This is a genomic window from Citrobacter sp. Cu096 (assembly GCF_030332285.1).
GTDB classification, from domain to species: domain Bacteria; phylum Pseudomonadota; class Gammaproteobacteria; order Enterobacterales; family Enterobacteriaceae; genus Citrobacter; species Citrobacter meridianamericanus.
The window spans coordinates 441,083-464,182 of record NZ_JAOWID010000022.1; the positions used below are offsets into that span (position 1 = coordinate 441,083).

Sequence of the window (23,100 nt, forward strand, 5' to 3'; positions counted from 1 at the left end):
TACGCCAAATCGGACATCCGGGTAGTGTTAGCTTTCAATTATTACAACGAACCTCATCCGCGCAGCGCGATGGGATATCGTTCACCACAGGAGCATAAATGCAGAAGGCTATCGCAACCGTAGGAGATGAAACATGTAAGGATATATAGGTTAAAATCCATCTAAATATAACACTTAAATGCCAAATGTTTTTATCCTAAATATTTACGACATGATACTATGTAAAAATATATTAAAACACCATTTCTAGGATATATAAAGTAGGATGCACATGAAAAATAAACAGTATGATGAATGTCATGTTCTTAACTCAGAATCATTTGAACCCTATTTCCAACCGATAATTGATATTAATAATGATAGATGCATAGGTGTAGAGGTTTTGGCTAGACTGGTAAGTACTGAACATTCTTTTGCAAGTATTTTCCCAACGTTATTGGCGACTTATGTCGAGCAAAAAGAAATAACCAGGATTATGTTTGATAAAGTTATTTTACTTCTTAAAGACATTCCTTTCCCTCATGATTTTAAATTAAGCTTTAACATTCCAGCAAATCTTCTTTCTGAAGATTGGTTATCAATAGTTTGCGATGATTTTCTTCGAGCCTGTAATAATAATTTAAAATTAATACTTGAAATAACTGAGCATACTTCTCTTTCAATCAATAACGACTCAATTAAATCTGGCTTGTCTAGATTGAATAATAAAAACATTCAAATTGCTCTTGATGATTTTGGAACTGGATATTCAAATATTATACTGGTTAAAATGTTACCTGTGGATATAATAAAAATACCTAAAGATTTTATAGATCAGTTACCTAATAGTAAAATAGACAGTGCTATCATTGATAGCATTATTAACTTATCTCTGCATGCCAGTATTCAGCTTGTAGCTGAGGGAGTCGAATCAGCTAAGCAATCTCACTATCTTGTAAACAAAGGAATTAATTTTCAGCAAGGCTATTACTTTAGCCATCCAATAAACTCGAGCGACCTTGCGATTTATTTAAATAAAAAGTTTAGTTTATATAACCAAATTGATAACTCTATGCCTTGTACAGAGAAACATAATTCTAATTTTAAATTCCCACAATCTTTATTAGTTAAGTGCGCAAATGAATTTAATTTATCCGGTCGAGAAAAGGAAGTTTTAACCTTTATATCTAAGGGGGTCAGTGTAAATACAATATCAAGAATTAAGCATAGAAGTTATAAAACCATATGGGCACATAAAAAAAACGCTTATAAAAAAATAGGTGTAAAAAATGATGCGGACTTTATCAATTATCTTCATGTATTAGCATCTGTTCTTTGATTTTATATATAGAGAGAATAGTATGTTATGGTATGTTGAAACATCAGTTAGACTAAGTTACCGAGATAGATACGCCCTGATTATTTATTCTACATCTTTAAGAATGATAGTTAAAGTTTCAACAACAGCGCAAATCGAAAAACAGACTTGCTTTATCCTATCGAAAATGCATTATATACCATCAATAAAAAAACAGATAAAACATTGAAAGTGCTATATGCGATAAAATACTCACGTCAAAAGTGGAATGCTATAATAAACATTACTCCATAAATTAATCATAATGATACTTTGTATTACTAAGTATCATTGAGTGGTAATTAGGAATGGCCATCTGCGATGAGTTATTACTGTTATTAAACATAATCACTGACGTTATAGCTGTCATCTAAATAGCTATGCCGAATACCGCTATGCTTTTGCCAGACCATGTTTATCTTTGAGGAGAGTGGGCTGGCTGTTTCCATAAAATGATGAACCGTTCTCAACAGTTGGTACATAGAACGTCACTGATGATTGCGCGTTATCGTGTCATGAAGCTCCTGCCATAGTCTCTCAACATCATTTACACATAGAGAGTAAATCATCTGAAAAATCATCCTAAATATTTAACCTGCGCTGTGTTTCTTTGCTTTTGTGGATAATGTAATTGTCCACAATGAGTGTTATCGTTTTTGCTAATCGGTACGTCAAATTAAAGTGATTTAATAGGCTGATAAAAATGACTGAGCTTTTGCTGTTACCCGCCATATAACTGAAGGGTCCCGTTCCGCTGCTCAATTCACCCACCAGATAGTATTTTTCATCTGTCCCGTCGTTACTGTAAAAGGCCCCGTTTTAGTTCCATGAATTTTTTGAGATCCCGGCCAAATAATGGTGCTGTCGAGACTCCTCCGGCGTCATATTGTTCAGTGATTCATGAGGGCGTTCACAGTTATATTCTGACCCCCATCTTTCCGTGATTTCCCGCACTTCATTCAGCGTTCTGAATAGATAAAAATCGAGTATTTCTTTACGGTATGTTCGGTTAAAGCGCTCAATAAAAGCGTTCTGCGTCGGCTTACCCGGCTGGATAAACTCCAGTTTTACTGCATGTTGCTCTGCCCATTCAGCCAGTGCAAGTGAGATAAATTCCGGACCATGCGTAGAGCTGGCAGATTCAGATCGATTTCAATCGACAACGCCTCACGGTTAAAGTCATCAACGACATTGAACGTGCGAAAACGACGCCCACAGACCAAGGCATCATGCATGAAATCGACTGACCAGCTCTGGTTCAGCGCTTCCGGTGTGGCCAGTGGCGAGGGATTACGCACCGGCAAACGCTGTTTGCCCTTACGGCGAAAATTCAGTTTCAGCAGACAATAAATACGATGGATCCTTTTGCGATTCCACGGGTATCCCTGATGCTACAAAACTTGGAAAAGTTTTGGAAAAGTGTGTCGTGGATATCGCTCTGCCACTTCCTGCAAGGCAACAATTACGGGGTCATCACACGTGTTATCCGTACGGCAATAGTAAATCGTTCTGCCCAAATGCTGGATGAGACAGGCTATCTGCAGATGACCCGCGAGGAAGCCAGTCTGTCCTTCTGGTTGCTGCACCGTAGATATGAGAAAGCGAGCATCGTGCTGACGTCAAATACTGGGTTTACCGACTGGGGAGAGATGTTCGGCGATATCATGCTGGCAACGGCAATCCTGGATCGGTGCTACACTACTCAACCACACTGAACATCAAATGAGAATGCTACCGGTTAAGGGAAAAACGCAAAGCTGGAGTGCTGGAAAAAACTCCACGCCTATGAGTGATGATGAAATGGCGGAGAGCGGACAACATTAATGACCAATAGCGGATATTAAAAATGGCGAAAACGGCCAACAATCTTGGCCGTGACATTATGCGGGATACTTACATTACCACACGTTTTTGTTGTACGTGAAGTTGCTAGTCCGCATCTACTCTGGGATTAAGATGTATATCCACTTCATATTCATAAAAAACTGGATATTCTGAGCTACCTTTTTCCGGGGCTTTATGGATTGCTGCCATCTTTTCGTGTTTTATGTGGGGCACGGATATGCAGAGTTGACGCAACCCTGCGCCAAACAAGCTCTGCAGAGGATATCGGCGGCGAACAGAACAAGAAAAGTGAATTAACAAGTTAATTTATATAGTTTTTAAAAGCCCTTTTTTATAAAAGAAAGGGCTATAAAATATTATGGGAGTGTTGTAATGTCCTTTGGAATAAAAGCGTCTAAGATTACATTATTTTCGTCACATGTAATTACTGCGCGAGCATAAATGTTTAGTTCTATGATCCTCAATCCCGAATCAGACATGAATCGATGGTCAGAATAATCAGATAGAAAAACAATACTTTTATCAATATTATTTTCATTAATAAATCTAGTTTGTGCAAATGGAGTATCAACACTTACAACAAACCATTCATGATTTTCATCATCACCATTTATTCTGAGATCATTACTTAATGATTTTATTTGATGCTCACAAACAGGTGTATCTAGAGACGGAACTGTTAGGATCGTCTTTTTTTTCCCCATCTTAAATGATACTTTCTCAAGTGCAGTATTTACTAAACTGATGCTTGGTGGCAGTACCCCTCCCTTACGCATGATACCTTTATCAAGAGTGAGACGCATATCAGCAAACCATACACAATAATCTTCACCTAACATCAAATTTTCTGTGGATTTTTTAAATTCCATGTCTTACCTCTACCTTATATAAAAAAGTAATTACTTAAACGCACTCTCAACTTTCTATCGCTAAATACTAAAATTAGGTGTTTGAAGTATAACTTATAGATAACCTATATTCACTTTGATAGCTCTGTGAGATTAAATATATACTGATAAAATAGCAATATCAGAAATAGAACAAACAGGCATTAAAATAAAACATTTGCGCAAATATTTCTGTATCCTGTAACCAATATAAAAATGTACACTATAACTAATCATTATTGGGCCTCTAGCTATTCTGGTGTTCATTCACATTGATTATCATTACGGGTTAACCCGGGTAGGTAGCAGTTGTCATTTCCTCCCTGAAAACGGTGCCTTGATAAACTGAAACCTCCGGTCTTTCTCATATATCAAAGAGAGGCATATCGCCATGAAAAAGACCCGTTATACTGAAGAATAGATCGCGCTTACCATGAAATAGGCAGAAGTTGGTACTCACTCCAGAGAAGCCTGAAGAAAGATAGGCATTTTTGAAGCCACATTCATATCTATGGACTACCTTTGTTTGAAACTAGAGAGACTCATATGGCTAGTGTTTCATGGCATTGGCTAATATTACTGTTATACTTTAGAATCCATCATAATTTAGTCATAGTTACAATAGTTCTATTAAATTAAGATATAATTAACGTTCTGACAAGATCTGCGCCCGGAACTATTGTAATGCGGTGTAACTTTTAGATCTTTCCTTGTCATAAATTGGCATTTAAGTTTATTTTATGTTGATGGTTTCATTTTTATCATCTACCTTGAACGAGAACTCAGAGTACTGAGTTTCATCTATACGTTGTTGCGTTTATTTTTCTCTTGTTTATATTTTTACTTATGCGGCTTATGGCCGCATTTTTTCTAAACAAGATTTTAATTTTAGTAAAGGGATGATATAACTGATAAAAGCATTAGAAGCATACAGGGGTAAAGAATTTACAACTCCTAAGGAATGGAGCAGAACAACCTGAGTAGAGATTATGCAAGGCGCATTCAATCAGAAAAGTATAAAATGCTCAACATCTTCTTTCAGAAGGTAACTTGTCAGGTATTAAAGCCATAGCTTATGAAATTAAATAAATTAGAAGCACGTGGCATAATAACATCAAAACGTTACTCATCCGTGCAGTTGAGTAATAGAGTAGAGAAATACTTAAGTAGAATGAATGATTCATTTAATAATTCCGCATTCCATTCATGAATCCGAAATTAAAGATTTTCATCCTCGAAATTTTTAATAAAGAAGTGCAGTTTATACAAAAAATAACCGCGACTCCAGATATTAAAGACGCACATACTAAAAAATTTCAGAACACTATCCAAATACAGTTCACTCTGTTGAGGGACAGGCACATTCCGCAATATTATACTTAATAAGTCATTTCAAAAAAACACGAACAATTTGTTATGAAATTGTTTAAATGGAGATAGTTTTATTGATATAATTAAAAACCTTAAAAAGGATATTAATAATATAGAAATTTCAACTATAAAACCAAGAAAATAAAAAACTTTTCAAGCGAGAATAGTGTTAATTGAACGTCACGTGAAGATGATGTGTGCGGGATTTTCAAGACCTTATCATCTATTATTTTTTGCTATAGATGAGTCTATATATAACCAATTACAAATAGATACTACATCATGGGATGTAAATAACGAGTTAGTTTCATAACTTAATACTAACTAAATATATTTCTTTACAAACATAAAACACTTCTCTTTAATAAGACCGAATACGGCCCTGAACTTTTGTAAGAGTTCATTAATCTATTCAAATACGTAGATAGAAAATAAAGATAGATTGTAAAAAGCCATTTGCAACTAAAAAGTCTCTTTTTATGAATGTTCTTTAATCCTTGTAATGGTGCTGTGCTAGACAAGGAATTGCTATGGGACACACTCTAAATTCATTTTCTATAAACTTTGCATACCACTGCATCATTTGCCTCCTCCCTTCCAGATATTGAGGATGGTTATCCGTCCCGCGAATTGAGTTTTATAGACGGGAGCCAACTGAGTCTCAATCCGAGCCGTATTGAACCCTTCCTCATGCAAAATTGTACTCATAGTGTGCCTAAAACCATGTCCAGTAGCCTTTCCCGTATACCCAATCCGCTTGAACACCTGATTAATACTCGCTTCGTTCCTCGGTTTGCGAGGATCATTACACCCAGAAAACACCAGAGGAAATTACCCAGACATCACTTTGAGCTGCTGTATGATCTCCAGCGCTTGGGTAGAAAGGGGGATAAGGTGAGGCTGTTTCATCTTCATTCGCTCGGCAGGAATTTCCCACACCGCTTTCTCAAGATCTAACTCACTACAGAAAGCACCTCGAAGCTCGCCAGTACGAACTCCCGTAAGGATCAGCACATGAGGCAAGAACAACTAGCGGGCTTCCTGTATAGCTGGATAGGGCCTTAAAGAAGTTTGGTAACGCTTCAACGGTAAGGAAGGGATAATGCTTCGACTCATGCCCTGACATCGCACTGGTAAGGTCCGCAGCAGGGTTGTATTCCGCACGGCCGGAAACGATGGCGTAACGAAAAATCCGCTGCAGCGCTGGCGAACCTTCCTGACCTTTTCGGTCGCGCCACGACTTTCCATGCGACGTAGCACATTCGGCAGAACAAGGGGTTTAATGTCGTTGACTAGCTGCTGACCATCTCCAGGTAATTAGGCTTTAGCTTCAGGCTTAGCGCGGCGAATCTGCATATCCTTGAAAGGCATGTGTATAGGAATCCAGACCGAACAGGAACATATACACAATCCTATACACATTCAGTACCGGATTCTATTGGATGGTTACGGACTACTATGGACTTAAAAAAATAAAAAACGTTATAAGTCAAAGATTTTATGGACTAATACGGACGTTTGAGGAAATTGAGATGGTGCCGATAATAGGAGTCGAACCTACGACCTTCGCATTACGAATGCGCTGCTCTACCAACTGAGCTATATCGGCCCTGAAAAGGACATGTCCACGAATGTGAGCACGGGTAGAAGGTTAAAACTAACCGGGCGACGCGTCAATGGCCTTGCTAATCAAACGCCTATTTTTGCATCATCCGGTATCAATTAGGCACGAATCATGTCGTCACAGGAAAGCTTGTACACGGTCGGGTAATTCTATAACCAGCGTCAAACACGCTACTCTTAGCGTTCCCATTCCAGCCCCAAATGTATCCGCAGTTGCTCCTCTTCAAAATCAATATGCAATCTGGCAACCGCCAGCATAATCAATGATACAACCAGTCCCCCAACCAGACTGACACCAGCCAGCAATGCACTGATTACGATACTCACTGCGCCAAAGATGATGACAATTGTTTAACCGAAACGCTGAAATAACGTGCCGAATCTGTTGTCTTGGTAATTTTTTTCGATAATGAACTCTCAGCCAAAGTCATTATCGACGTGATATCACCAACATTAATTGCCCAGCCGGAAAAAGATGTTACTAATCCTACCAACATCGCTGCCGGTAAATATTTATTCATGACATCATTCCTGATAAATTCTGGAGAAAAAAATCTCCTGAATTTTTATTTCTTAGGCAGACGGAGTCGTCCAGATTGCATTGAACTGTATTTTTACATCCCCAGTCCAGTAGCCGTCTGGCAGACGCGGAGTAATCTGTGACCGGTGTACTACCATCAGGAACAAGACGTGAATTGCGGTCCAGGAAAATTCATGTGGGCACGGAAAATTCTGCGATATGCAGACTTCTGACGCGACGAAGGAGAGCAAAGATGATTAATAAATTGCAGAACGGAAAACAACCACGTACCAGAAGCAACAGATAAAACTAACCGGGAGATGCATTAACCTTGCGCATCAACGCCTGCTTGTGCATCACCCGGTTTCAATTACGCTCGGATCGTGTCGTCGCCGAAGCCAACCCACTTATATGTGGTCAGTGCTTCCAGCCCCATTGGACCACGCGCGTGCAGTTTTTGCGTACTTACCGCTACTTCCGCACCCAATCCGAACTGGCCGCCATCGGTGAAACGCGTAGAAGCGTTAACGTACACGGCAGAAGAGTCTACTTCATTCACGAAACGATCGGCGTTACGCAGCGTGCGCGTCAGGATCGCATCGGAATGTTGGGTCCCATGCTCGCGAATGTGGGCGATGGCATCGTCCAGGTCAGTAACGACTTTCACATTCAAATCCAGCGACAGAAACTCGTCGTCATACTCTTCGGCTTTCACCGCGACCACGTTAGCGGGCCCTGACTGCAATGTAGCCAGCGACATCTCATCGGCATGCAGCGTGACGCCACTTTGCGCCATCTGCTCGCTCAGTGCAGGCAGAAAACGTGGCGCGATGTCCTGATGCACTAACAGAGTTTCTACAGTGTTACAGGTGCTCGGACGCTGGGTTTTGGCGTTGACGATAATCTTCAGCGCAGGGGCGATCTCTGCAGTGTCATCTACATAGATATGACATACGCCAATACCACCGGTGATCACCGGAATGGTCGACTGCTCACGACATAACTTGTGCAGACCCGCGCCACCGCGAGGGATCAGCATGTCGATGTACTTATCCATACGCAGCATTTCAGCGACCAGTGCGCGGTCCGGGTTGTCTATCGACTGCACGGCTGCGGCGGGTAAACCGCAGGCTTCCAGCGCCTTTTGGATCACCGCCACGGTTGCGGCATTCGTCCGGTACGTCTCTTTTCCTCCGCGCAGGATCGCCGCATTGCCGGTTTTCAGGCACAGGGAAGCCACGTCGACGGTGACGTTTGGACGCGCTTCATAAATCACGCCAATCACACCCAGCGGGACACGACGACGCTCCAGACGCAGGCCGCTGTCCAGCAGACCGCCGTCAATCACCTGCCCGACCGGATCGGCGAGATGACACACCTGGCGCACATCGTCAGCAATCGCTTTCAGACGCGCCGGCGTCAGGGTCAGGCGGTCGAGCATCGCATCGCTCAGGCCGTTGGCTCGCGCCTGCTCAACATCTTGTACATTTGCGCTGAGGATGCTTTCGGTTTGTGCTTCCAGCTCATCAGCGATTGTTTCCAGTACGCGATTTTTTTCGCGACTGGAGAGCAGCGCCAACTTGTATGACGCGGCTTTGGCAGCAATGCCCATTTTTTCCAGCATATGCCTGTTCCTTAACGGGTAATCATGTCATCACGATGGACAGCAACCGGGCCGTATTCATAGCCCAGGATGGTATCAATCTGTTGTGAGTGGTGTCCGGCAATACGGCGCAGCGCGTCGCTGTTATAGCGGGTTACGCCGTGGGCAATATCGCGCCCTTCCAGATTGCAGATGCGGATCACTTCACCACGAGAGAAGTTACCTGTCACGCTTTTAATACCTTTTGGCAGCAACGAGCTGCCGCGCTCCAGAATAGCTCCTGTTGCGCCTTCATCGACGGTAATTTCACCGGCAGGCGGCGCGCCGAAAATCCAGCGTTTACGATTTTCCAACGGAGAAGCCTGAGCATGAAAACGCGTCCCAACGGAAACGCCTTCCATCACGTCGCCAATCACGCCTGGCTTGCTGCCTGCGGCAATAATGGTGTCGATCCCGGCGCGGCACGCGACATCGGCGGCCTGTAGTTTAGTCCCCATGCCGCCGGTTCCCAGGCCAGAGACGCTGTCCCCGGCAATAGCGCGCAGCGCATCATCAATACCGTGCACGTCTTTGATCAGCTCCGCCTGCGGATTAGTACGCGGATCGGCGGTGAACAGTCCCTGCTGATCGGTCAGCAACAGCAGCTTATCGGCCCCGGCCAGAATCGCTGCCAGCGCCGAAAGGTTGTCGTTGTCACCCACTTTAATTTCGGCGGTAGCCACCGCATCGTTCTCATTAATGACCGGAACGATGTTGTTATCGAGCAGCGCGCGCAGCGTATCGCGGGCATTGAGGAAGCGCTCTCTGTCTTCCATATCCGCACGCGTTAGCAGCATCTGCCCGATATGAATACCGTATATCGAGAACAGCTGTTCCCACAGTTGAATCAATCGGCTCTGCCCTACCGCCGCCAACAGCTGTTTCGAAGCTATCGTTGCCGGGAGCTCAGGGTAACCAAGATGCTCACGTCCGGCAGCAATCGCGCCCGAAGTAACGATAACAATACGATGCCCTGCGGCATGGAGCTGCGCGCACTGGCGAACCAGTTCTACGATATGGGCGCGGTTCAGGCGGCGCGATCCGCCCGTTAACACACTGGTGCCTAGTTTTACCACCAGCGTCTGGCTGTCACTCATGATTCTCTGCCATTCAAAATTGGGGAAATGATATCAAACGAACGTTTTAGCAGGACTGGCCCCGGTTGCCAACAACCAGCGTACAAAGCATGAAATTTTATTGCGCAGGATCAGCAAGCGTAGCGGCTGATTTTGACGCCTTTATTACAGAAACAAAAAAACATCCTTTTTTAAAATTATTCTTACTTTGTCATAAAACGTTCATTGCCAGACGTTAAAAACCTTCCTGTCTTTTAGCGGGGATCACACCCAGTAAATATTAGCGCGTACTTTTTAATCAGGAATGAAAATGAAAAAGAGCACTCTGGCATTAGTGGTGATGGGAATTGTTGCGTCGGCATCCGTACAGGCAGCGGAAGTGTATAACAAGAACGGCAATAAACTGGATCTCTATGGCAAAGTAAAAGCCATGCATTACATGACGGATTATGACAGCAAAGACGGCGACCAGAGCTATGTCCGTTTAGGTTTTAAAGGTGAAACGCAAATTAACGATGAACTGACGGGATATGGCCGTTGGGAAGCGGAGTTTGCCGGTAATAAAGCCGAAAGTGACTCCAACCAGCAAAAAACGCGTTTGGCTTTTGCTGGTCTGAAATTAAAAAATCTTGGCTCATTTGATTATGGTCGTAACCTGGGCGCGTTGTACGACGTGGAAGCATGGACCGATATGTTCCCGGAATTCGGCGGCGACTCCTCTGCGCAAACCGATAACTTTATGACCAAACGCGCCAGCGGCCTGGCGACCTACCGCAACACTGACTTCTTCGGTGTTGTGGATGGCCTGGATCTCACCTTGCAGTATCAGGGTAAAAACCAGGACCGCGATGTGAAAAAACAGAACGGAGACGGTTTTGGTACTTCCGTGACCTATGACTTTGGCGGAAGTGATTTCGCGGTAAGCGGCGCGTATACCAACTCCGATCGTACCAACCAGCAGAATCTGCAATCGCGCGGTACGGGCGATAAGGCAGAAGCCTGGGCGACCGGTTTAAAATATGATGCTAACGATATTTATATTGCGACCATGTACTCCGAAACACGCAATATGACGCCAATTTCCGGCGGCTTTGCCAATAAAACACAAAACTTCGAGGCGGTTGTTCAGTACCAATTTGACTTTGGTCTGCGTCCGTCACTGGGTTATGTGCTGTCGAAAGGTAAAGATATTGAAGGCGTTGGGAATGAGGACCTGGTGAATTATATCGACGTGGGTGCAACGTACTATTTCAACAAAAATATGTCTGCGTTTGTTGATTATAAAATCAACCAGCTTGATAGCGATAATAAGCTGGGTATCAATGACGATAATATCGTTGCCGTCGGTATGACCTACCAGTTTTGATTATACCCTTCATACTTCAAGCTGCATGTGCGTTGGCCTTCCTGCAACGCGAATTATTTAGGGTCTAGCATAAAAAATGCCGGATGGGGTTGCGCCGCCATCCGGCATTTTGCTGTTCGTTATGCCGTTAATTTAACCGGTTCATCCTTAAAATCATCAGCAGGCTCCAGCGCCAGATTCAGCGACGTTAACAATCCATGTAATTTTTCATGAAACTCACGCAAGGTGTATTCCAGTCGCTCGACCACTTCGGTCTCTTTCACTGGCACCGCAGTCCAGTTACCATCTTTATCAAACAAACCAAAATGATAGCTGTAGGTAAAGCGTTTTTCCTGCGCTTCCAGTTCCATCCACCAGCCCCAGAACTCGCGTTTCTCGGGGGCGGGTTTCACGTTGACGCAAACAGCCAGACAATCGAAGAAAAATCGATTATCTTCGCACTGTCCTTCGCGGATATACGGACCCAGCGCGGTGAATTTCTTGATCAATCTACTTTTCGGATGCCCACTCAGTAACGTCATTACGATCTCCTTAGGTGAAGCACCTGTTTTACCAAATCGATAAAATTTAGCAAACTTTTAACACAATCTCTGATTGATCCAACCGGTTATTTCCTGCAGCCCTTTGTCAAAATTGCGATACACCGGGTTGAATGGAATCTCCAGCAACTTACCGTCAGAAGATGAAGATGTGATTAAACGCGACTCCTCTTCCGGGCTAAATGGATCGTTTTTCCAGAACCCCGACAACATTGGCGTCGGACAACGTCTGCCCAGCAGCCCCTGCACTTTTAATGAATAGCGATTAAGCTCTACACGCAGCGCTTCATCGGAGGCGTCATGCATCCCCAGACGACTTGCCAGAACGTCAAGATACATTTCCGGGACGCTTGCCTGGCGCTGCGGGTCGCTAAGCAGCGCGTGAACCACTGGCCCCAAACAGGCCACCGCTTTCAGACGCGATGATTCCAGATACGCCAGGCGTACCGCCACGTTAGCGCCAAAGCGAAAACCGAAGGCCGCCACGCGGGTGTGATCCACCCAGGGAACGTTTGGCAACGCTTTTAATACGTGCTGGTGCAGCAGGCTGGAATCCTGGGTCAGTTTCCATTTTGACGAGAACCCGACCGACGGCATATCCAGCGTCAGCATGGCGATACCGCGCGGGGCAAAGTAGCGCTCATACAGACTGTAGTAATCCGTTTGCATAGAGTCGAGGCCACCGCACATCAGCACCGTCGGGAACGGACCGTCGCCTTTTGGCATATGCAGGAAGCCAGTGATTGGCGCGCCGCCGGTAACGGCAAATTCCATCTCACGCAGCGTACCCGGCAGACGCTGTGCGGCCTCTTCATAGGCACGGTTGGCCAGAGCCTGCGCCTGCTCTGCCAGCTCATCGCCTTTTAAGTGGGGATAAGCGGCAATGTTGTACAACGTGGAGGCATGTAGCCAGTGGCGTCCGCTCACCTGCGGATCCGCTTCCATAGACGCTTTCTGTTGCCAGTCCATCGCCTGCTTCGCCCACTCGTAGATCCAGTTCCCGCCGCGATACCCGATGACCGTGTCGTAGAGTTCTTTATCCGTACGTTCGGCTTCACTCATGACGATGCGGGCCTGCACTTCGAGAATTTCACGCGGATCGACGCCACGCCAGATCCACATCAGGCGATTCACCATGCGATACCAGTGCGGAACTGTTTTGCCATCAAGAGCCGATTGTACGGACGGCTGCGCGCCGCGATTAAAACGACGAACCAGCGTTGACGTTTCAGGGTGTTTGAAGCGGGGTTTAAACAGGACTTCGCTGAGGTTAGCCTGTGACATGATTGCAGCCTCCATGAATACTCACTAAGGCATAGTGTAACCTGACACCGCAAAAAAAGAACAACGCCCGGCATTGCCAGGCGTCGAAAACGTTATTGATTAGCGACCAGAGATCGGCGGGACAAACACAACGCCCATATCCCACGGCTGCTCAATCCAGGTATCCTGAGGGATATCAACAACATAATCATTCACCAGCGGACGACCGGCCGGCTTAGCGAAGATCGTGACGAAATGCGCTTTAGGATACATTTCGCGGATCGCAACGGCGGTACCACCGGTATCAACCAGGTCATCAATTACGATAAAACCTTCACCGTCGCCTTCGGCACGCTTCAGCACTTTCAGTTCGCGCTGGTTGTCGTGATCGTAGCTGGAGATGCATACGGTATCGACATGACGAATACCCAATTCACGCGCCAGCAATGCGCCCGGCACCAGACCACCACGGCTAACGGCAATAATGCCTTTCCATTGTTCAGAAGGCATCAGGCGGCTTGCCAGTTTACGTGCATGGATCTGCAACATGTCCCAGGTGACGACGTATTTTTCGCTCATGTGAAGTGTCCCAGCCTGTTTATCTACGGCTTAAAAAGTGTTCGAGGGGGAAATAGGTTGCGCGAGATTATAGAGATCTGACGCACTAAAAACCAGTGTTTCGCGGAATCCGCGCCTCTTTTTGCATGCTTTATGCTAGCCGTCGGCGGAGAAAGTGGTATTCTCAATCGCATCGCGCAAGCCTGACTTGTGGTGTTTTTAATTCTGCTAACCCTGTGGCCTGCAAGCAAGTTTTGCAGGACATCGCCAAGGAGACTCAACGTGTCTGAACTGTCTCAGTTATCCCCACAACCGCTGTGGGATATTTTTGCCAAAATCTGTTCTATTCCTCATCCGTCCTACCATGAAGAGCAGCTCGCTGAACACATTCTTAGCTGGGCCCAAGAGAAAGGTTTCCACGTCGAGCGCGATCAAGTCGGTAATATCCTGATTCGCAAACCCGCTACCGCAGGAATGGAAAACCGCAAGCCGGTCGTCCTGCAGGCGCACCTGGATATGGTCCCGCAGAAAAACAACGACACCGTGCACGACTTCACCAAAGATCCTATCCAGCCTTATATTGATGGCGAATGGGTAAAAGCCCGTGGCACCACGCTGGGTGCGGATAACGGTATCGGTATGGCGTCCGCGCTGGCCGTTCTGGCTGATGACAATGTGGTACACGGTCCGCTGGAAGTCCTGCTGACCATGACCGAAGAAGCAGGTATGGATGGCGCATTTGGTCTGCAGGCTAACTGGCTGCAGGCGGATATCCTGATCAACACCGACTCAGAAGAAGAAGGTGAGATCTATATGGGTTGCGCAGGTGGGATCGACTTTACCTCTAACCTGCCGCTGTCCCGTGAAGCAATCCCGGCTGGCTTCCAGAGCTTTAAGCTGACGTTAAAAGGTCTGAAAGGTGGCCACTCCGGCGGTGAAATCCACGTGGGTCTCGGCAACGCGAACAAGCTGCTGGTACGCTTCCTGGCGGGTCACGCTGAAGAGTTGGATCTGCGTCTGGTTGATTTCAACGGCGGTACGCTGCGCAATGCGATTCCGCGTGAAGCCTTCGCTACCCTCGCCGTGGCTGCAGATAAAGTTGATGCGTTAAAAGCGCTGGTCAGCACCTACCAGGAAATCCTGAAAAACGAGCTGGAAGCTAAAGAGAAAAATCTGGCTCTGCTGCTGGATGCCGTTACTAACGACAAAGCCGCGCTAACCGCACAGTCTCGCGACAGCTTTGTACGTCTGCTGAACGCCACCCCTAACGGTGTGATCCGCAACTCCGACGTCGCCAAAGGCGTGGTAGAAACCTCCCTGAACGTCGGTGTGGTAACTATGACTGACGATAATGTCCAGATCCACTGCTTAGTACGTTCGCTGATCGACAGCGGTAAAGACTACGTGGTGAGCATGCTGGATTCACTGGGTAAACTGGCTGGCGCCAAAACTGAAGCCAAAGGCGCGTATCCAGGCTGGCAGCCGGATGCAAACTCTCCGGTTATGCACCTGGTTCGTGAAACCTATCAGCGTTTGTTCAATAAAACGCCGAACATTCAGATCATCCATGCTGGTCTGGAATGTGGCCTGTTCAAAAAACCGTATCCGGAAATGGACATGGTTTCCATCGGGCCAACCATCACCGGTCCGCACTCCCCGGATGAGCAGGTTCATATCGAAAGCGTCGGCCACTACTGGACGCTGCTGACTGAACTGCTGAAGTCTATTCCGGCGAAGTAAGTCTGCGTTAAATGCCGGATGGCGCTGTGCTTATCCGGCAATGCATCTATGTCACAGCCCCAATAACAGCTGCCTTTCTATTTGTGGATCCAGCAGCGTGACGTGTAACCCCACCAGCCTCACACCTCGCCCTCCCCGACGTGCTTCCCAGGTTTTGTGTGCCGTCGCAATTAAGTCGTCTTTATTTAAGCGCGGCCAGACATGCTCCTGAGTGGTCTGCTGAAAATCATTAAACTTGAGTTTTATTCCCTGGCGGGCGATCAGGAGATCCGGCTTAACCTTTGCCAGACGCCGTTCCAGTTCGGGATAGAGCCGCTCAATAATCGCTTCACACTCTGACCACTGATGAATATCTTCCGCCAGTGTCCGCTCGACGCCGACGGATTTGCGCAGCCTGTCGCTGTTGACGTCCCGCTCGTCAATTCCCTGACTGCGCTCCCACAACACACGGCCAAACTTACCAAAACGTTTGAGCAGCGTAGCCAGATCGTATTTTTGAATATCTTCGCAGGTACGCAATCCCATCGACTCCAGCTTAGCGGCGGAGACTTTACCGACGCCAGGAATTTTCCCCAGCGGTAACGTTTTGAGAAATTCAGGGACATCAGCAGGGGTTATCACATATTGCCCGTTGGGTTTATTAAGATCGGAGGCGATTTTTGCCAGGAATTTAACCGGCGCAATCCCCGCAGAGGCGGTTAGCTGTAGTTCATTGAAGATCGTCTGGCGGATCTCCTGGGCGATCAGCGTCGCGGAGCCGTGGCAGTAAACGCTGTCGGTGACATCCAGGTAGGCTTCATCCAGCGAAAGCGGTTCAATCAGCGAGGTATAGCGGGAGAAGATCGCCTGAATCTGGCATGACGCTTCTTTGTATGCCTCATAACGACCGGGTAACAGGGTAAGATGCGGGCACAGCTTTAACGCCATTCCGGTTGGCATTGCGCTGCGCACGCCAAATTTACGCGCCGGATAATTGGCTGTGCTGATAACCCCGCGGCGTTCACGACTGCCGCCAATGGCAATGGGAATGTCACGCAGGGCGGGATTATCACGCATTTCCACCGCCGCGAAAAAGCAGTCCATATCGACATGTATGATTTTGCGCATGACTCACCTCTCACAACACTGTTTAAGTATACAGTATTTTTGCGACATGAGAAGTCAGTTCCTCTGCAACGTCAGTGCGTGTCCATTCATCACAAAGCGCGCATCACACAGATAACGCACAAATTGTCCGTCGCGTACACACGCTCGCGCAGCGTCTCATTTAACTCATGAGGTTCGGTGTACCATAAAGTTCGCTAACCCACAAAATACGCCACGCCTGACAGACTTTAAGCACAATTTTCCGTATAAAGAAAATCTAAAGTGTAAACGCAGCACGAGAGACTTGCGAAAAACTCTCTGGGTGATAATGTGAGCGCTCCAGATCCAGATTTATCCGATTTGGGGACTCTTTTTGCCGTCCTGGCGTGTGTAATCGTTTTATCAAGGAATAAGTAGTATGCGTAAAATCGCATTTTTTCTTGCGATGCTTTTATTGCCGTGCGTTTCGTTTGCCGGTTTGCTGAGCAGCAGCAGCCCGACTACGCCTGTCAGCAAAGAATATAAGCAACAATTAATGGGCTCCCCTGTCTATATCCAGATCTTCAAAGAAGAGCGAACGTTGGATCTGTACGTCAAGATGGGCGAACAGTATCAATTGCTCGACAGTTATAAGATCTGCAATTATTCCGGCGGCTTAGGGCCGAAACAGCGTCAGGGTGATTTCAAAAGTCCGGAAGGATTTTACAGCGTACAGCGCGGACAGCTGAAACCGGATAGCCGCTTTTACAAAGCGATTAACATTGGTTTCCCTAACGCCTACGACCGCGCACACGGTTATGAAGGTAAATACCTGATGATTCACGGTGCCTGCGTTTCCGTCGGCTGCTACGCGATGACCGATAACGGCATTGATGAGATTTTCCAGTTTGTCACCGGTGCGCTGGTGTTTGGGCAGTCCAGCGTGCAGGTCAGCATTTATCCGTTCCGTATGACCGACGCCAACATGCAGCGCCATAAATTCTCGTATTACAAAGAGTTCTGGTCACAGCTAAAACCGGGATACGATTACTTCGAACAAACGCGTAAGCCACCAACAGTTTCCGTCGTAGATGGCCGTTACGTTATCAGCAAGCCGTTGAGTCACGAAGTGGTCCAGCCGCAGCTGGCATCAAACTACGCGCTCCCCGAGACAAAATAATGCCCACTCGCCTGGCATAATCTTTTGCCAGGTTTCATTGCCGGTTAACGGCTGCGTGGCAATCACGGTGACCACATCATTGGGTGTGGTCTCTGAGCTAAAATCGATTTCCACATCCTGATCCAGCAACGTCGCTACACCAAATGGCGCACGCCGGGTGATCCAAAACAGGTTGGTCGAACAGAAGGCCATCACATAACGCCCGTCAGACAGCAGCATGTTGAAGACCCCCTTCTCTCGCAGTTCTCCTGCCAGCACCGCGATATACTTAAATACTGCCGTCATATTGCCAGGCGTGCGTGGATAGCGCTCAGTCAGCTTATGCAGTAGCCAGCAAAATGCTTTTTCGCTGTCGGTTTCCCCGACCGGACGGAAATTACCGGTTTCCAACGATTTATAGCCGCTGAGCTGGCCGTTATGAGCGTACGTCCAGTTACGTCCCCACAGCTCTCGCGTAAATGGATGGGTATTTTCCAGTGCCACTTCGCCACGGTTCGCCTGACGAATATGGGCAATCACAGAACAGGATTTGATGGGATAGTCTTGTACCAGTTTGGCGATAGGCGAATTAAAGCTGGGTTGCGGATCTTTAAACGTACGGCAGCCCTTACCTTCATAAAAAGTAATCCCCCAGCCGTCTTTGTGCGGACCGGTACCTCCGCCGCGCTGAACCAACCCGGTGAAGCTAAAGCAGATATCGGTTGGCACATTGGCGCTCATCCCGAGCAGTTCGCACATATATCACCTCCACAACAGCGGGGGCGACGAGCCCCCAGCGAAGTCTTATTTAACCATCTCTTTTTCGATCAACTGGATCAGGATATGAATAACTTTGATATGAATTTCCTGAATGCGGTCAGCGTAGCCAAAGTGCGGCACGCGAATTTCGATATCCGCGCTGCCTGCCATTTTACCGCCATCTTTGCCGGTCAGGGTGATGACTTTCATTCCCTTCTCACGCGCCGCAGCAATCGCTTTAATCACGTTACCGGAGTTACCCGAAGTGGAGATGCCTAACAGGACATCGCCCTCGCGACCCACAGCTTCCACATAACGGGAGAACACATAATCGTAACCGAAATCGTTGCTGACGCAGGAGATATGGCTAACGTCAGAGATAGCGATCGCCGGGTAGCCAGGGCGGTTTTCGCGATAGCGTCCGGTCAGCTCTTCGGCGAAGTGCATCGCGTCACAATGGGAGCCGCCGTTACCGCAAGAAAGTACCTTACCGCCCGCTTTAAAGCTGTCTGCCAACAGGACCGCCGCGCGCTGAATGGCGTGAATATTGGCGTCATCTTTAAGAAAATTAGCCAGCGTTTCCGCCGCTTCGCTCAGTTCGTTACGAATAAGATCCTGGTACATGAGGATATCCTTCAGCATGAATGTAAATGACAAGGTGCAGTGTACCGGATAGCGCTACCAGCGAGAAGTACAAGCCACAGGAATGGCTACGGCTTTTGATTTTTTGTGCCGGTTAAAACAGCAACAATGTGAGCTTTGTTGTAATTATTTTGTAAACACATTGCTAAAAGAATTTACATCCACTACAACCATATCATCACAAGTGGTCAGACCTCCTACAAGCAAGGGAGCTTTTCGTTATGATGATTTTGAGTATTATCGCTACGGTTGTCCTGCTCAGCGTTCTGTTTTATCACCGCGTGAGCTTATTCCTCAGCAGCTTAATTTTGCTCGCCTGGACGGCTGCGCTTGGCGTAGCTGGCCTGTGGTCAGTCTGGCTGCTGGTTCCTCTGGCCATTATCCTCGTACCGTTTAACTTTACGCCGATGCGCAAATCCATGATCTCTGCGCCGGTGTTCCGCGGTTTCCGTAAGGTCATGCCACCGATGTCGCGCACTGAGAAAGAAGCGATTGATGCCGGTACGACCTGGTGGGAAGGCGACCTTTTCCAGGGCAAGCCAGACTGGAAAAAACTGCATAACTATCCTCAGCCACATCTGACTGCTGAAGAACAAGCGTTTATTGATGGCCCGGTGGAAGAGGCCTGCCGCATGGCGAACGACTTCCAGATCACCCACGAACTCGCGGATCTACCGCCGGAGCTGTGGGCATATCTAAAAGAACACCGCTTCTTCGCAATGATCATTAAGAAAGAGTACGGCGGGCTGGAATTCTCCGCCTACGCTCAGGCTCGCGTTCTGCAAAAACTCTCCGGCGTTTCCGGGATCCTGGCGATCACCGTTGGCGTACCTAACTCATTAGGCCCTGGCGAACTGCTGCAGCATTACGGCACCGAAGAGCAGAAGAATCATTACCTGCCGCGTCTGGCACGTGGTCAGGAGATCCCATGCTTCGCCCTGACCAGCCCAGAAGCGGGTTCCGACGCAGGCGCGATCCCGGATACCGGCGTGGTTTGTATGGGTGACTGGCAGGGGCAGCAGGTGCTGGGTATGCGCCTGACCTGGAACAAACGCTATATCACGCTAGCGCCTATCGCTACCGTGCTGGGTCTGGCATTTAAACTCTCCGACCCGGAAAAACTGCTGGGTGGCGAAGAAGATCTTGGCATTACCTGTGCGCTGATCCCAACCTCAACGCCGGGTGTACAAATTGGACGTCGTCACTTCCCACTGAACGTACCTTTCCAGAACGGCCCAACGCTGGGTAAAGATGTCTTCGTACCGATTGATTACATCATCGGTGGCCCAAAAATGGCCGGTCAGGGCTGGCGTATGCTGGTGGAATGTCTGTCCGTAGGACGCGGTATTACCCTGCCGTCTAACTCGACGGGCGGCGTGAAGTCGGTCGCGATGGCAACCGGTGCGTATGCGCACATTCGTCGCCAGTTCAAAATCTCTATCGGTAAGATGGAAGGTATTGAAGAACCGTTGGCACGTATTGCGGGTAACGCCTACGTGATGGATGCTGCGGCATCGCTGATTACCTACGGCATTATGCTGGGTGAAAAACCGGCTGTGCTGTCGGCCATCGTGAAGTATCACTGTACCCACCGTGGGCAGCAATCAATCATCGATGCAATGGATATTACTGGCGGTAAAGGCATTATGCTTGGGGAAAGCAACTTCCTCGCTCGTGCTTATCAGGGCGCGCCGATCGCCATTACCGTTGAGGGCGCCAACATTCTGACCCGTAGCATGATGATCTTCGGTCAGGGTGCGATTCGCTGCCATCCGTACGTTTTGGAAGAAATGGCGGCGGCACAGAGTAACGATGTGAATGCCTTCGACAAACTGCTGTTCAAACACATTGGTCACGTCGGCAGTAACAAAGTGCGTAGCTTCTGGCTTGGCCTGACGCGTGGTTTAACCAGCAGCACGCCAACTGGCGATGCGACCAAACGTTACTACCAGCACCTGAACCGTCTGAGCGCCAACCTGGCCCTACTTTCAGATGTGTCGATGGCTGTACTGGGCGGTAGTCTGAAGCGTCGTGAACGTATCTCCGCACGTCTGGGCGATGTGTTAAGTCAGCTGTATCTGGCCTCCGCGGTGCTGAAGCGTTATGACGACGAAGGCCGTCATGAAGCGGACCTGCCGTTGGTTCACTGGGGCGTTCAGGATGCGTTGTACAAAGCGGAACAGGCGATGGACGATCTGCTGAAGAACTTCCCGAACCGTCTGGTCGCGGGCTTGCTGAATGTGGTTATCTTCCCTACCGGTCGCCACTACCATGCACCGTCTGACAAATTGGATCATAAAGTCGCGAAGATTTTGCAGGTTCCGAGCGCTACTCGTTCTCGTATTGGTCGCGGTCAATATCTGACGCCAAGCGAGCATAACCCGGTTGGTTTGCTGGAAGAGGCGCTGCTGGACGTGATTGCAGCCGACCCAATCCACCAGCGGATCTGTAAAGAGTTGGGTAAAAACCTGCCATTTACCCGTCTCGACGAACTGGCGCACAATGCGCTGGCGAAAGGGCTGATTGATAAAGATGAAGCCGCGATTCTGGTGAAAGCCGAAGCGAGCCGCCTGCGCAGTATCAACGTGGATGACTTTGAACCCGAGGAGCTGGCGACTCAGCCGGTAAAGCTGCCAGAGAAAGTGCGTAAAGTCGAAGCCGCATAACGACACTCGCACGACGTTTAGCCCCGCTTAATGCGGGGCTTTTTATTGCCACATTTTCATTAATGCTCATGCTACAGTGTCAAAATATTGTTCAACGAGGAGCCTCGATCGTGCCTGGTTTGAAAATTACGCTGCTGCAACAACCACTGAGCTGGATGGATGGCCCAGCCAACCTGCGCCATTTTGACCGACAACTGGAAACCGTCGCCGGACGTGATGTCATTGTATTGCCTGAGATGTTTACCAGCGGATTTGCCATGGAAGCGGCAAATAAATCGTTGCCGCAAGAAGAAGTTGTAAGCTGGATGCGTAGCAAAGCGCAGCAGACAAATGCCCTGATAGCAGGTAGCGCGGCGATACAGTCTGAACGGGGGCCGGTGAATCGTTTTTTGCTGGTTGAACCCGAAGGTAATGTGCATTTCTACGACAAGCGCCATCTGTTCCGTATGGCGGATGAGCATCAGTATTATCAGGCCGGTGACGCGCGGGTGATTATTGAATGGCGCGGCTGGCGTATTCTGCCGTTGGTCTGTTATGACCTGCGTTTTCCGGTGTGGTCACGCAACCGCGGCGACTACGACCTGGCATTGTATGTTGCCAACTGGCCGGCGCCGCGTTCGCTGCACTGGCAGGTTTTGCTCACCGCCCGGGCGATTGAGAACCAGGCTTATGTAGCAGGATGTAACCGCGTGGGCACTGACGGTAACGGACATCATTATCGCGGCGACAGCCGGGTGATTAATCCGCAGGGTGAGATTATTGCCACCGCCGAACCGCATCAGGCCGCGCGTATTGACGCTGAACTGTCTCTCTCGGCGCTGCGTGAGTATCGCGAAAAGTTTCCCGCCTGGCAGGATGCCGACCCGTTCACACTATAAATATCGCCAACCCTCCCGCTGCGGAACATTTTCCGTGGCGGGATTGTTTCACTCCGTAACCAACCGCAAAACAAATTCGCGTGGCGACACGCTTCTGGCAACGTATCCTGCCAGGGATAATTACTCGTAACCGACAAGTGGCAAATATTGTCGATAATTCCCTTC

16 protein-coding genes, 1 tRNA gene and 7 pseudogenes are annotated in these 23,100 nt (G+C 47.8%); 7 read left to right on the forward strand and 17 right to left on the reverse strand.

The genetic code is table 11. The annotated features are described in order from the left end of the window. The first annotated feature begins 271 nt into the window (after window positions 1–271). A complete protein-coding gene (locus tag OGX99_RS08760; protein ID WP_286543218.1) occupies window positions 272–1,318 on the forward strand; it encodes an EAL domain-containing protein in 1,047 nt (348 codons plus the stop codon). 411 nt (window positions 1,319–1,729) lie between these two features. Here OGX99_RS08760 and OGX99_RS08765 read toward each other — a convergent pair. After that, window positions 1,730–2,131: pseudogene (locus tag OGX99_RS08765) on the reverse strand (transposase); the annotation flags it as partial. 24 nt (window positions 2,132–2,155) lie between these two features. After that, window positions 2,156–2,871 (reverse strand): annotated as a pseudogene (locus OGX99_RS08770) (integrase core domain-containing protein); the annotation flags it as partial. On the opposite strand from OGX99_RS08770, the pseudogene OGX99_RS08775 reads away from it, so the two are divergent. After that, window positions 2,854–3,160: pseudogene (locus OGX99_RS08775) on the forward strand (ATP-binding protein); the annotation flags it as partial. The pseudogenes OGX99_RS08770 and OGX99_RS08775 overlap by 18 nt on opposite strands. A 108-nt stretch (window positions 3,161–3,268) precedes the next feature. On the opposite strand, the pseudogene OGX99_RS08780 reads toward OGX99_RS08775, so the two are convergent. The 9 genes and pseudogenes from OGX99_RS08780 to proB all read right to left on the reverse strand — a co-directional run. Beyond that, window positions 3,269–3,446: pseudogene (locus tag OGX99_RS08780) on the reverse strand (IS630 family transposase); the annotation flags it as partial. Window positions 3,447–3,537: 91 nt separating this feature from the next. Beyond that, window positions 3,538–4,050, reverse strand: a complete 513-nt coding sequence (locus OGX99_RS08785; protein ID WP_187252990.1) for a redoxin family protein — start codon at window positions 4,048–4,050, stop codon at window positions 3,538–3,540. A gap of 1,879 nt (window positions 4,051–5,929) precedes the next feature. After that, window positions 5,930–6,753 (reverse strand): annotated as a pseudogene (locus OGX99_RS08790) (tyrosine-type recombinase/integrase); the annotation flags it as partial. A 219-nt stretch (window positions 6,754–6,972) separates the two neighbouring features. Further along, window positions 6,973–7,048: transfer RNA gene (locus tag OGX99_RS08795), tRNA-Thr, on the reverse strand. Window positions 7,049–7,239: 191 nt separating this feature from the next. After that, window positions 7,240–7,389, reverse strand: a complete 150-nt coding sequence (locus tag OGX99_RS08800; RefSeq protein WP_286543222.1) for a hypothetical protein — start codon at window positions 7,387–7,389, stop codon at window positions 7,240–7,242. A gap of 2 nt (window positions 7,390–7,391) precedes the next feature. Continuing rightward, window positions 7,392–7,583, reverse strand: a pseudogene (locus OGX99_RS08805) (hypothetical protein); the annotation flags it as partial. Window positions 7,584–7,635: 52 nt separating this feature from the next. Beyond that, window positions 7,636–7,741, reverse strand: a pseudogene (locus OGX99_RS23785) (common pilus major fimbrillin subunit EcpA); the annotation flags it as partial. Between the two features lie 211 nt (window positions 7,742–7,952). Then, window positions 7,953–9,206, reverse strand: a complete 1,254-nt coding sequence (gene proA, locus OGX99_RS08810; protein WP_286543224.1) for a glutamate-5-semialdehyde dehydrogenase — start codon at window positions 9,204–9,206, stop codon at window positions 7,953–7,955. An 11-nt stretch (window positions 9,207–9,217) separates the two neighbouring features. Then, complete coding sequence (gene proB / locus OGX99_RS08815) at window positions 9,218–10,321, reverse strand: glutamate 5-kinase (protein ID WP_005133587.1); 1,104 nt, start codon at window positions 10,319–10,321, stop codon at window positions 9,218–9,220. 289 nt (window positions 10,322–10,610) lie between these two features. On the opposite strand from proB, the gene phoE reads away from it, so the two are divergent. Continuing rightward, window positions 10,611–11,666 carry a phosphoporin PhoE gene (phoE, locus tag OGX99_RS08820; RefSeq protein WP_151218494.1) on the forward strand — a complete coding sequence of 352 codons (1,056 nt, stop codon included), beginning with the start codon at window positions 10,611–10,613 and terminating at the stop codon, window positions 11,664–11,666. 119 nt (window positions 11,667–11,785) lie between these two features. On the opposite strand, the gene crl is transcribed toward phoE, so the two are convergent. From crl to gpt, 3 genes are all read right to left on the reverse strand, one after another. Beyond that, window positions 11,786–12,187, reverse strand: a complete 402-nt coding sequence (gene crl / locus OGX99_RS08825; protein ID WP_286543227.1) for a sigma factor-binding protein Crl — start codon at window positions 12,185–12,187, stop codon at window positions 11,786–11,788. Window positions 12,188–12,244: 57 nt separating this feature from the next. After that, complete coding sequence (frsA, locus tag OGX99_RS08830; protein WP_151218492.1) at window positions 12,245–13,489, reverse strand: esterase FrsA; 1,245 nt, start codon at window positions 13,487–13,489, stop codon at window positions 12,245–12,247. A gap of 99 nt (window positions 13,490–13,588) precedes the next feature. After that, window positions 13,589–14,047, reverse strand: a complete 459-nt coding sequence (gene gpt, locus OGX99_RS08835; RefSeq protein WP_003031380.1) for a xanthine phosphoribosyltransferase — start codon at window positions 14,045–14,047, stop codon at window positions 13,589–13,591. A 261-nt stretch (window positions 14,048–14,308) separates the two neighbouring features. On the opposite strand from gpt, the gene pepD reads away from it, so the two are divergent. Beyond that, entirely contained in the window at window positions 14,309–15,766 is a 1,458-nt protein-coding gene (pepD, locus tag OGX99_RS08840; RefSeq protein WP_151218491.1) for a cytosol nonspecific dipeptidase, read from the forward strand. Between the two features lie 51 nt (window positions 15,767–15,817). Here the strand turns inward: pepD and dinB are convergent, their stop codons facing one another. After that, window positions 15,818–16,873: a DNA polymerase IV gene (gene dinB, locus OGX99_RS08845; RefSeq protein ID WP_151218490.1), complete on the reverse strand. Its 1,056-nt coding sequence runs from the start codon at window positions 16,871–16,873 to the stop codon at window positions 15,818–15,820. Window positions 16,874–17,270: 397 nt separating this feature from the next. On the opposite strand from dinB, the gene dpaA reads away from it, so the two are divergent. Next, entirely contained in the window at window positions 17,271–18,011 is a 741-nt protein-coding gene (gene dpaA, locus OGX99_RS08850; protein ID WP_003843847.1) for a peptidoglycan meso-diaminopimelic acid protein amidase, read from the forward strand. On the opposite strand, the gene OGX99_RS08855 is transcribed toward dpaA, so the two are convergent. Further along, window positions 17,982–18,749: a class II glutamine amidotransferase gene (locus OGX99_RS08855; RefSeq protein WP_038637544.1), complete on the reverse strand. Its 768-nt coding sequence runs from the start codon at window positions 18,747–18,749 to the stop codon at window positions 17,982–17,984. The genes dpaA and OGX99_RS08855 overlap by 30 nt on opposite strands. A 45-nt stretch (window positions 18,750–18,794) precedes the next feature. Next, complete coding sequence (lpcA, locus tag OGX99_RS08860; RefSeq protein WP_016151815.1) at window positions 18,795–19,373, reverse strand: D-sedoheptulose 7-phosphate isomerase; 579 nt, start codon at window positions 19,371–19,373, stop codon at window positions 18,795–18,797. A 239-nt stretch (window positions 19,374–19,612) separates the two neighbouring features. Here lpcA and fadE point away from each other — a divergent pair, with 239 nt between their 5' ends. Further along, complete coding sequence (gene fadE, locus OGX99_RS08865; protein ID WP_003031392.1) at window positions 19,613–22,057, forward strand: acyl-CoA dehydrogenase FadE; 2,445 nt, start codon at window positions 19,613–19,615, stop codon at window positions 22,055–22,057. Window positions 22,058–22,167: 110 nt separating this feature from the next. Then, window positions 22,168–22,935 carry an amidohydrolase gene (locus tag OGX99_RS08870; protein WP_286543233.1) on the forward strand — a complete coding sequence of 256 codons (768 nt, stop codon included), beginning with the start codon at window positions 22,168–22,170 and terminating at the stop codon, window positions 22,933–22,935. The last annotated feature ends 165 nt before the right edge of the window (window positions 22,936–23,100 follow it).

Coding starts and splice junctions, on each gene's coding strand:
- OGX99_RS08760 (WP_286543218.1), top strand. CDS start 272: ATGAAAAATAAACAGTATGATGAATGTCATGTTCTTAACTCAGAATCA.
- OGX99_RS08785 (WP_187252990.1), bottom strand. CDS start 4,050: ATGGAATTTAAAAAATCCACAGAAAATTTGATGTTAGGTGAAGATTAT.
- proA (WP_286543224.1), bottom strand. CDS start 9,206: ATGCTGGAAAAAATGGGCATTGCTGCCAAAGCCGCGTCATACAAGTTG.
- proB (WP_005133587.1), bottom strand. CDS start 10,321: ATGAGTGACAGCCAGACGCTGGTGGTAAAACTAGGCACCAGTGTGTTA.
- phoE (WP_151218494.1), top strand. CDS start 10,611: ATGAAAAAGAGCACTCTGGCATTAGTGGTGATGGGAATTGTTGCGTCG.
- crl (WP_286543227.1), bottom strand. CDS start 12,187: ATGACGTTACTGAGTGGGCATCCGAAAAGTAGATTGATCAAGAAATTC.
- frsA (WP_151218492.1), bottom strand. CDS start 13,489: ATGTCACAGGCTAACCTCAGCGAAGTCCTGTTTAAACCCCGCTTCAAA.
- gpt (WP_003031380.1), bottom strand. CDS start 14,047: ATGAGCGAAAAATACGTCGTCACCTGGGACATGTTGCAGATCCATGCA.
- dinB (WP_151218490.1), bottom strand. CDS start 16,873: ATGCGCAAAATCATACATGTCGATATGGACTGCTTTTTCGCGGCGGTG.
- dpaA (WP_003843847.1), top strand. CDS start 17,271: ATGCGTAAAATCGCATTTTTTCTTGCGATGCTTTTATTGCCGTGCGTT.
- OGX99_RS08855 (WP_038637544.1), bottom strand. CDS start 18,749: ATGTGCGAACTGCTCGGGATGAGCGCCAATGTGCCAACCGATATCTGC.
- lpcA (WP_016151815.1), bottom strand. CDS start 19,373: ATGTACCAGGATCTTATTCGTAACGAACTGAGCGAAGCGGCGGAAACG.
- fadE (WP_003031392.1), top strand. CDS start 19,613: ATGATGATTTTGAGTATTATCGCTACGGTTGTCCTGCTCAGCGTTCTG.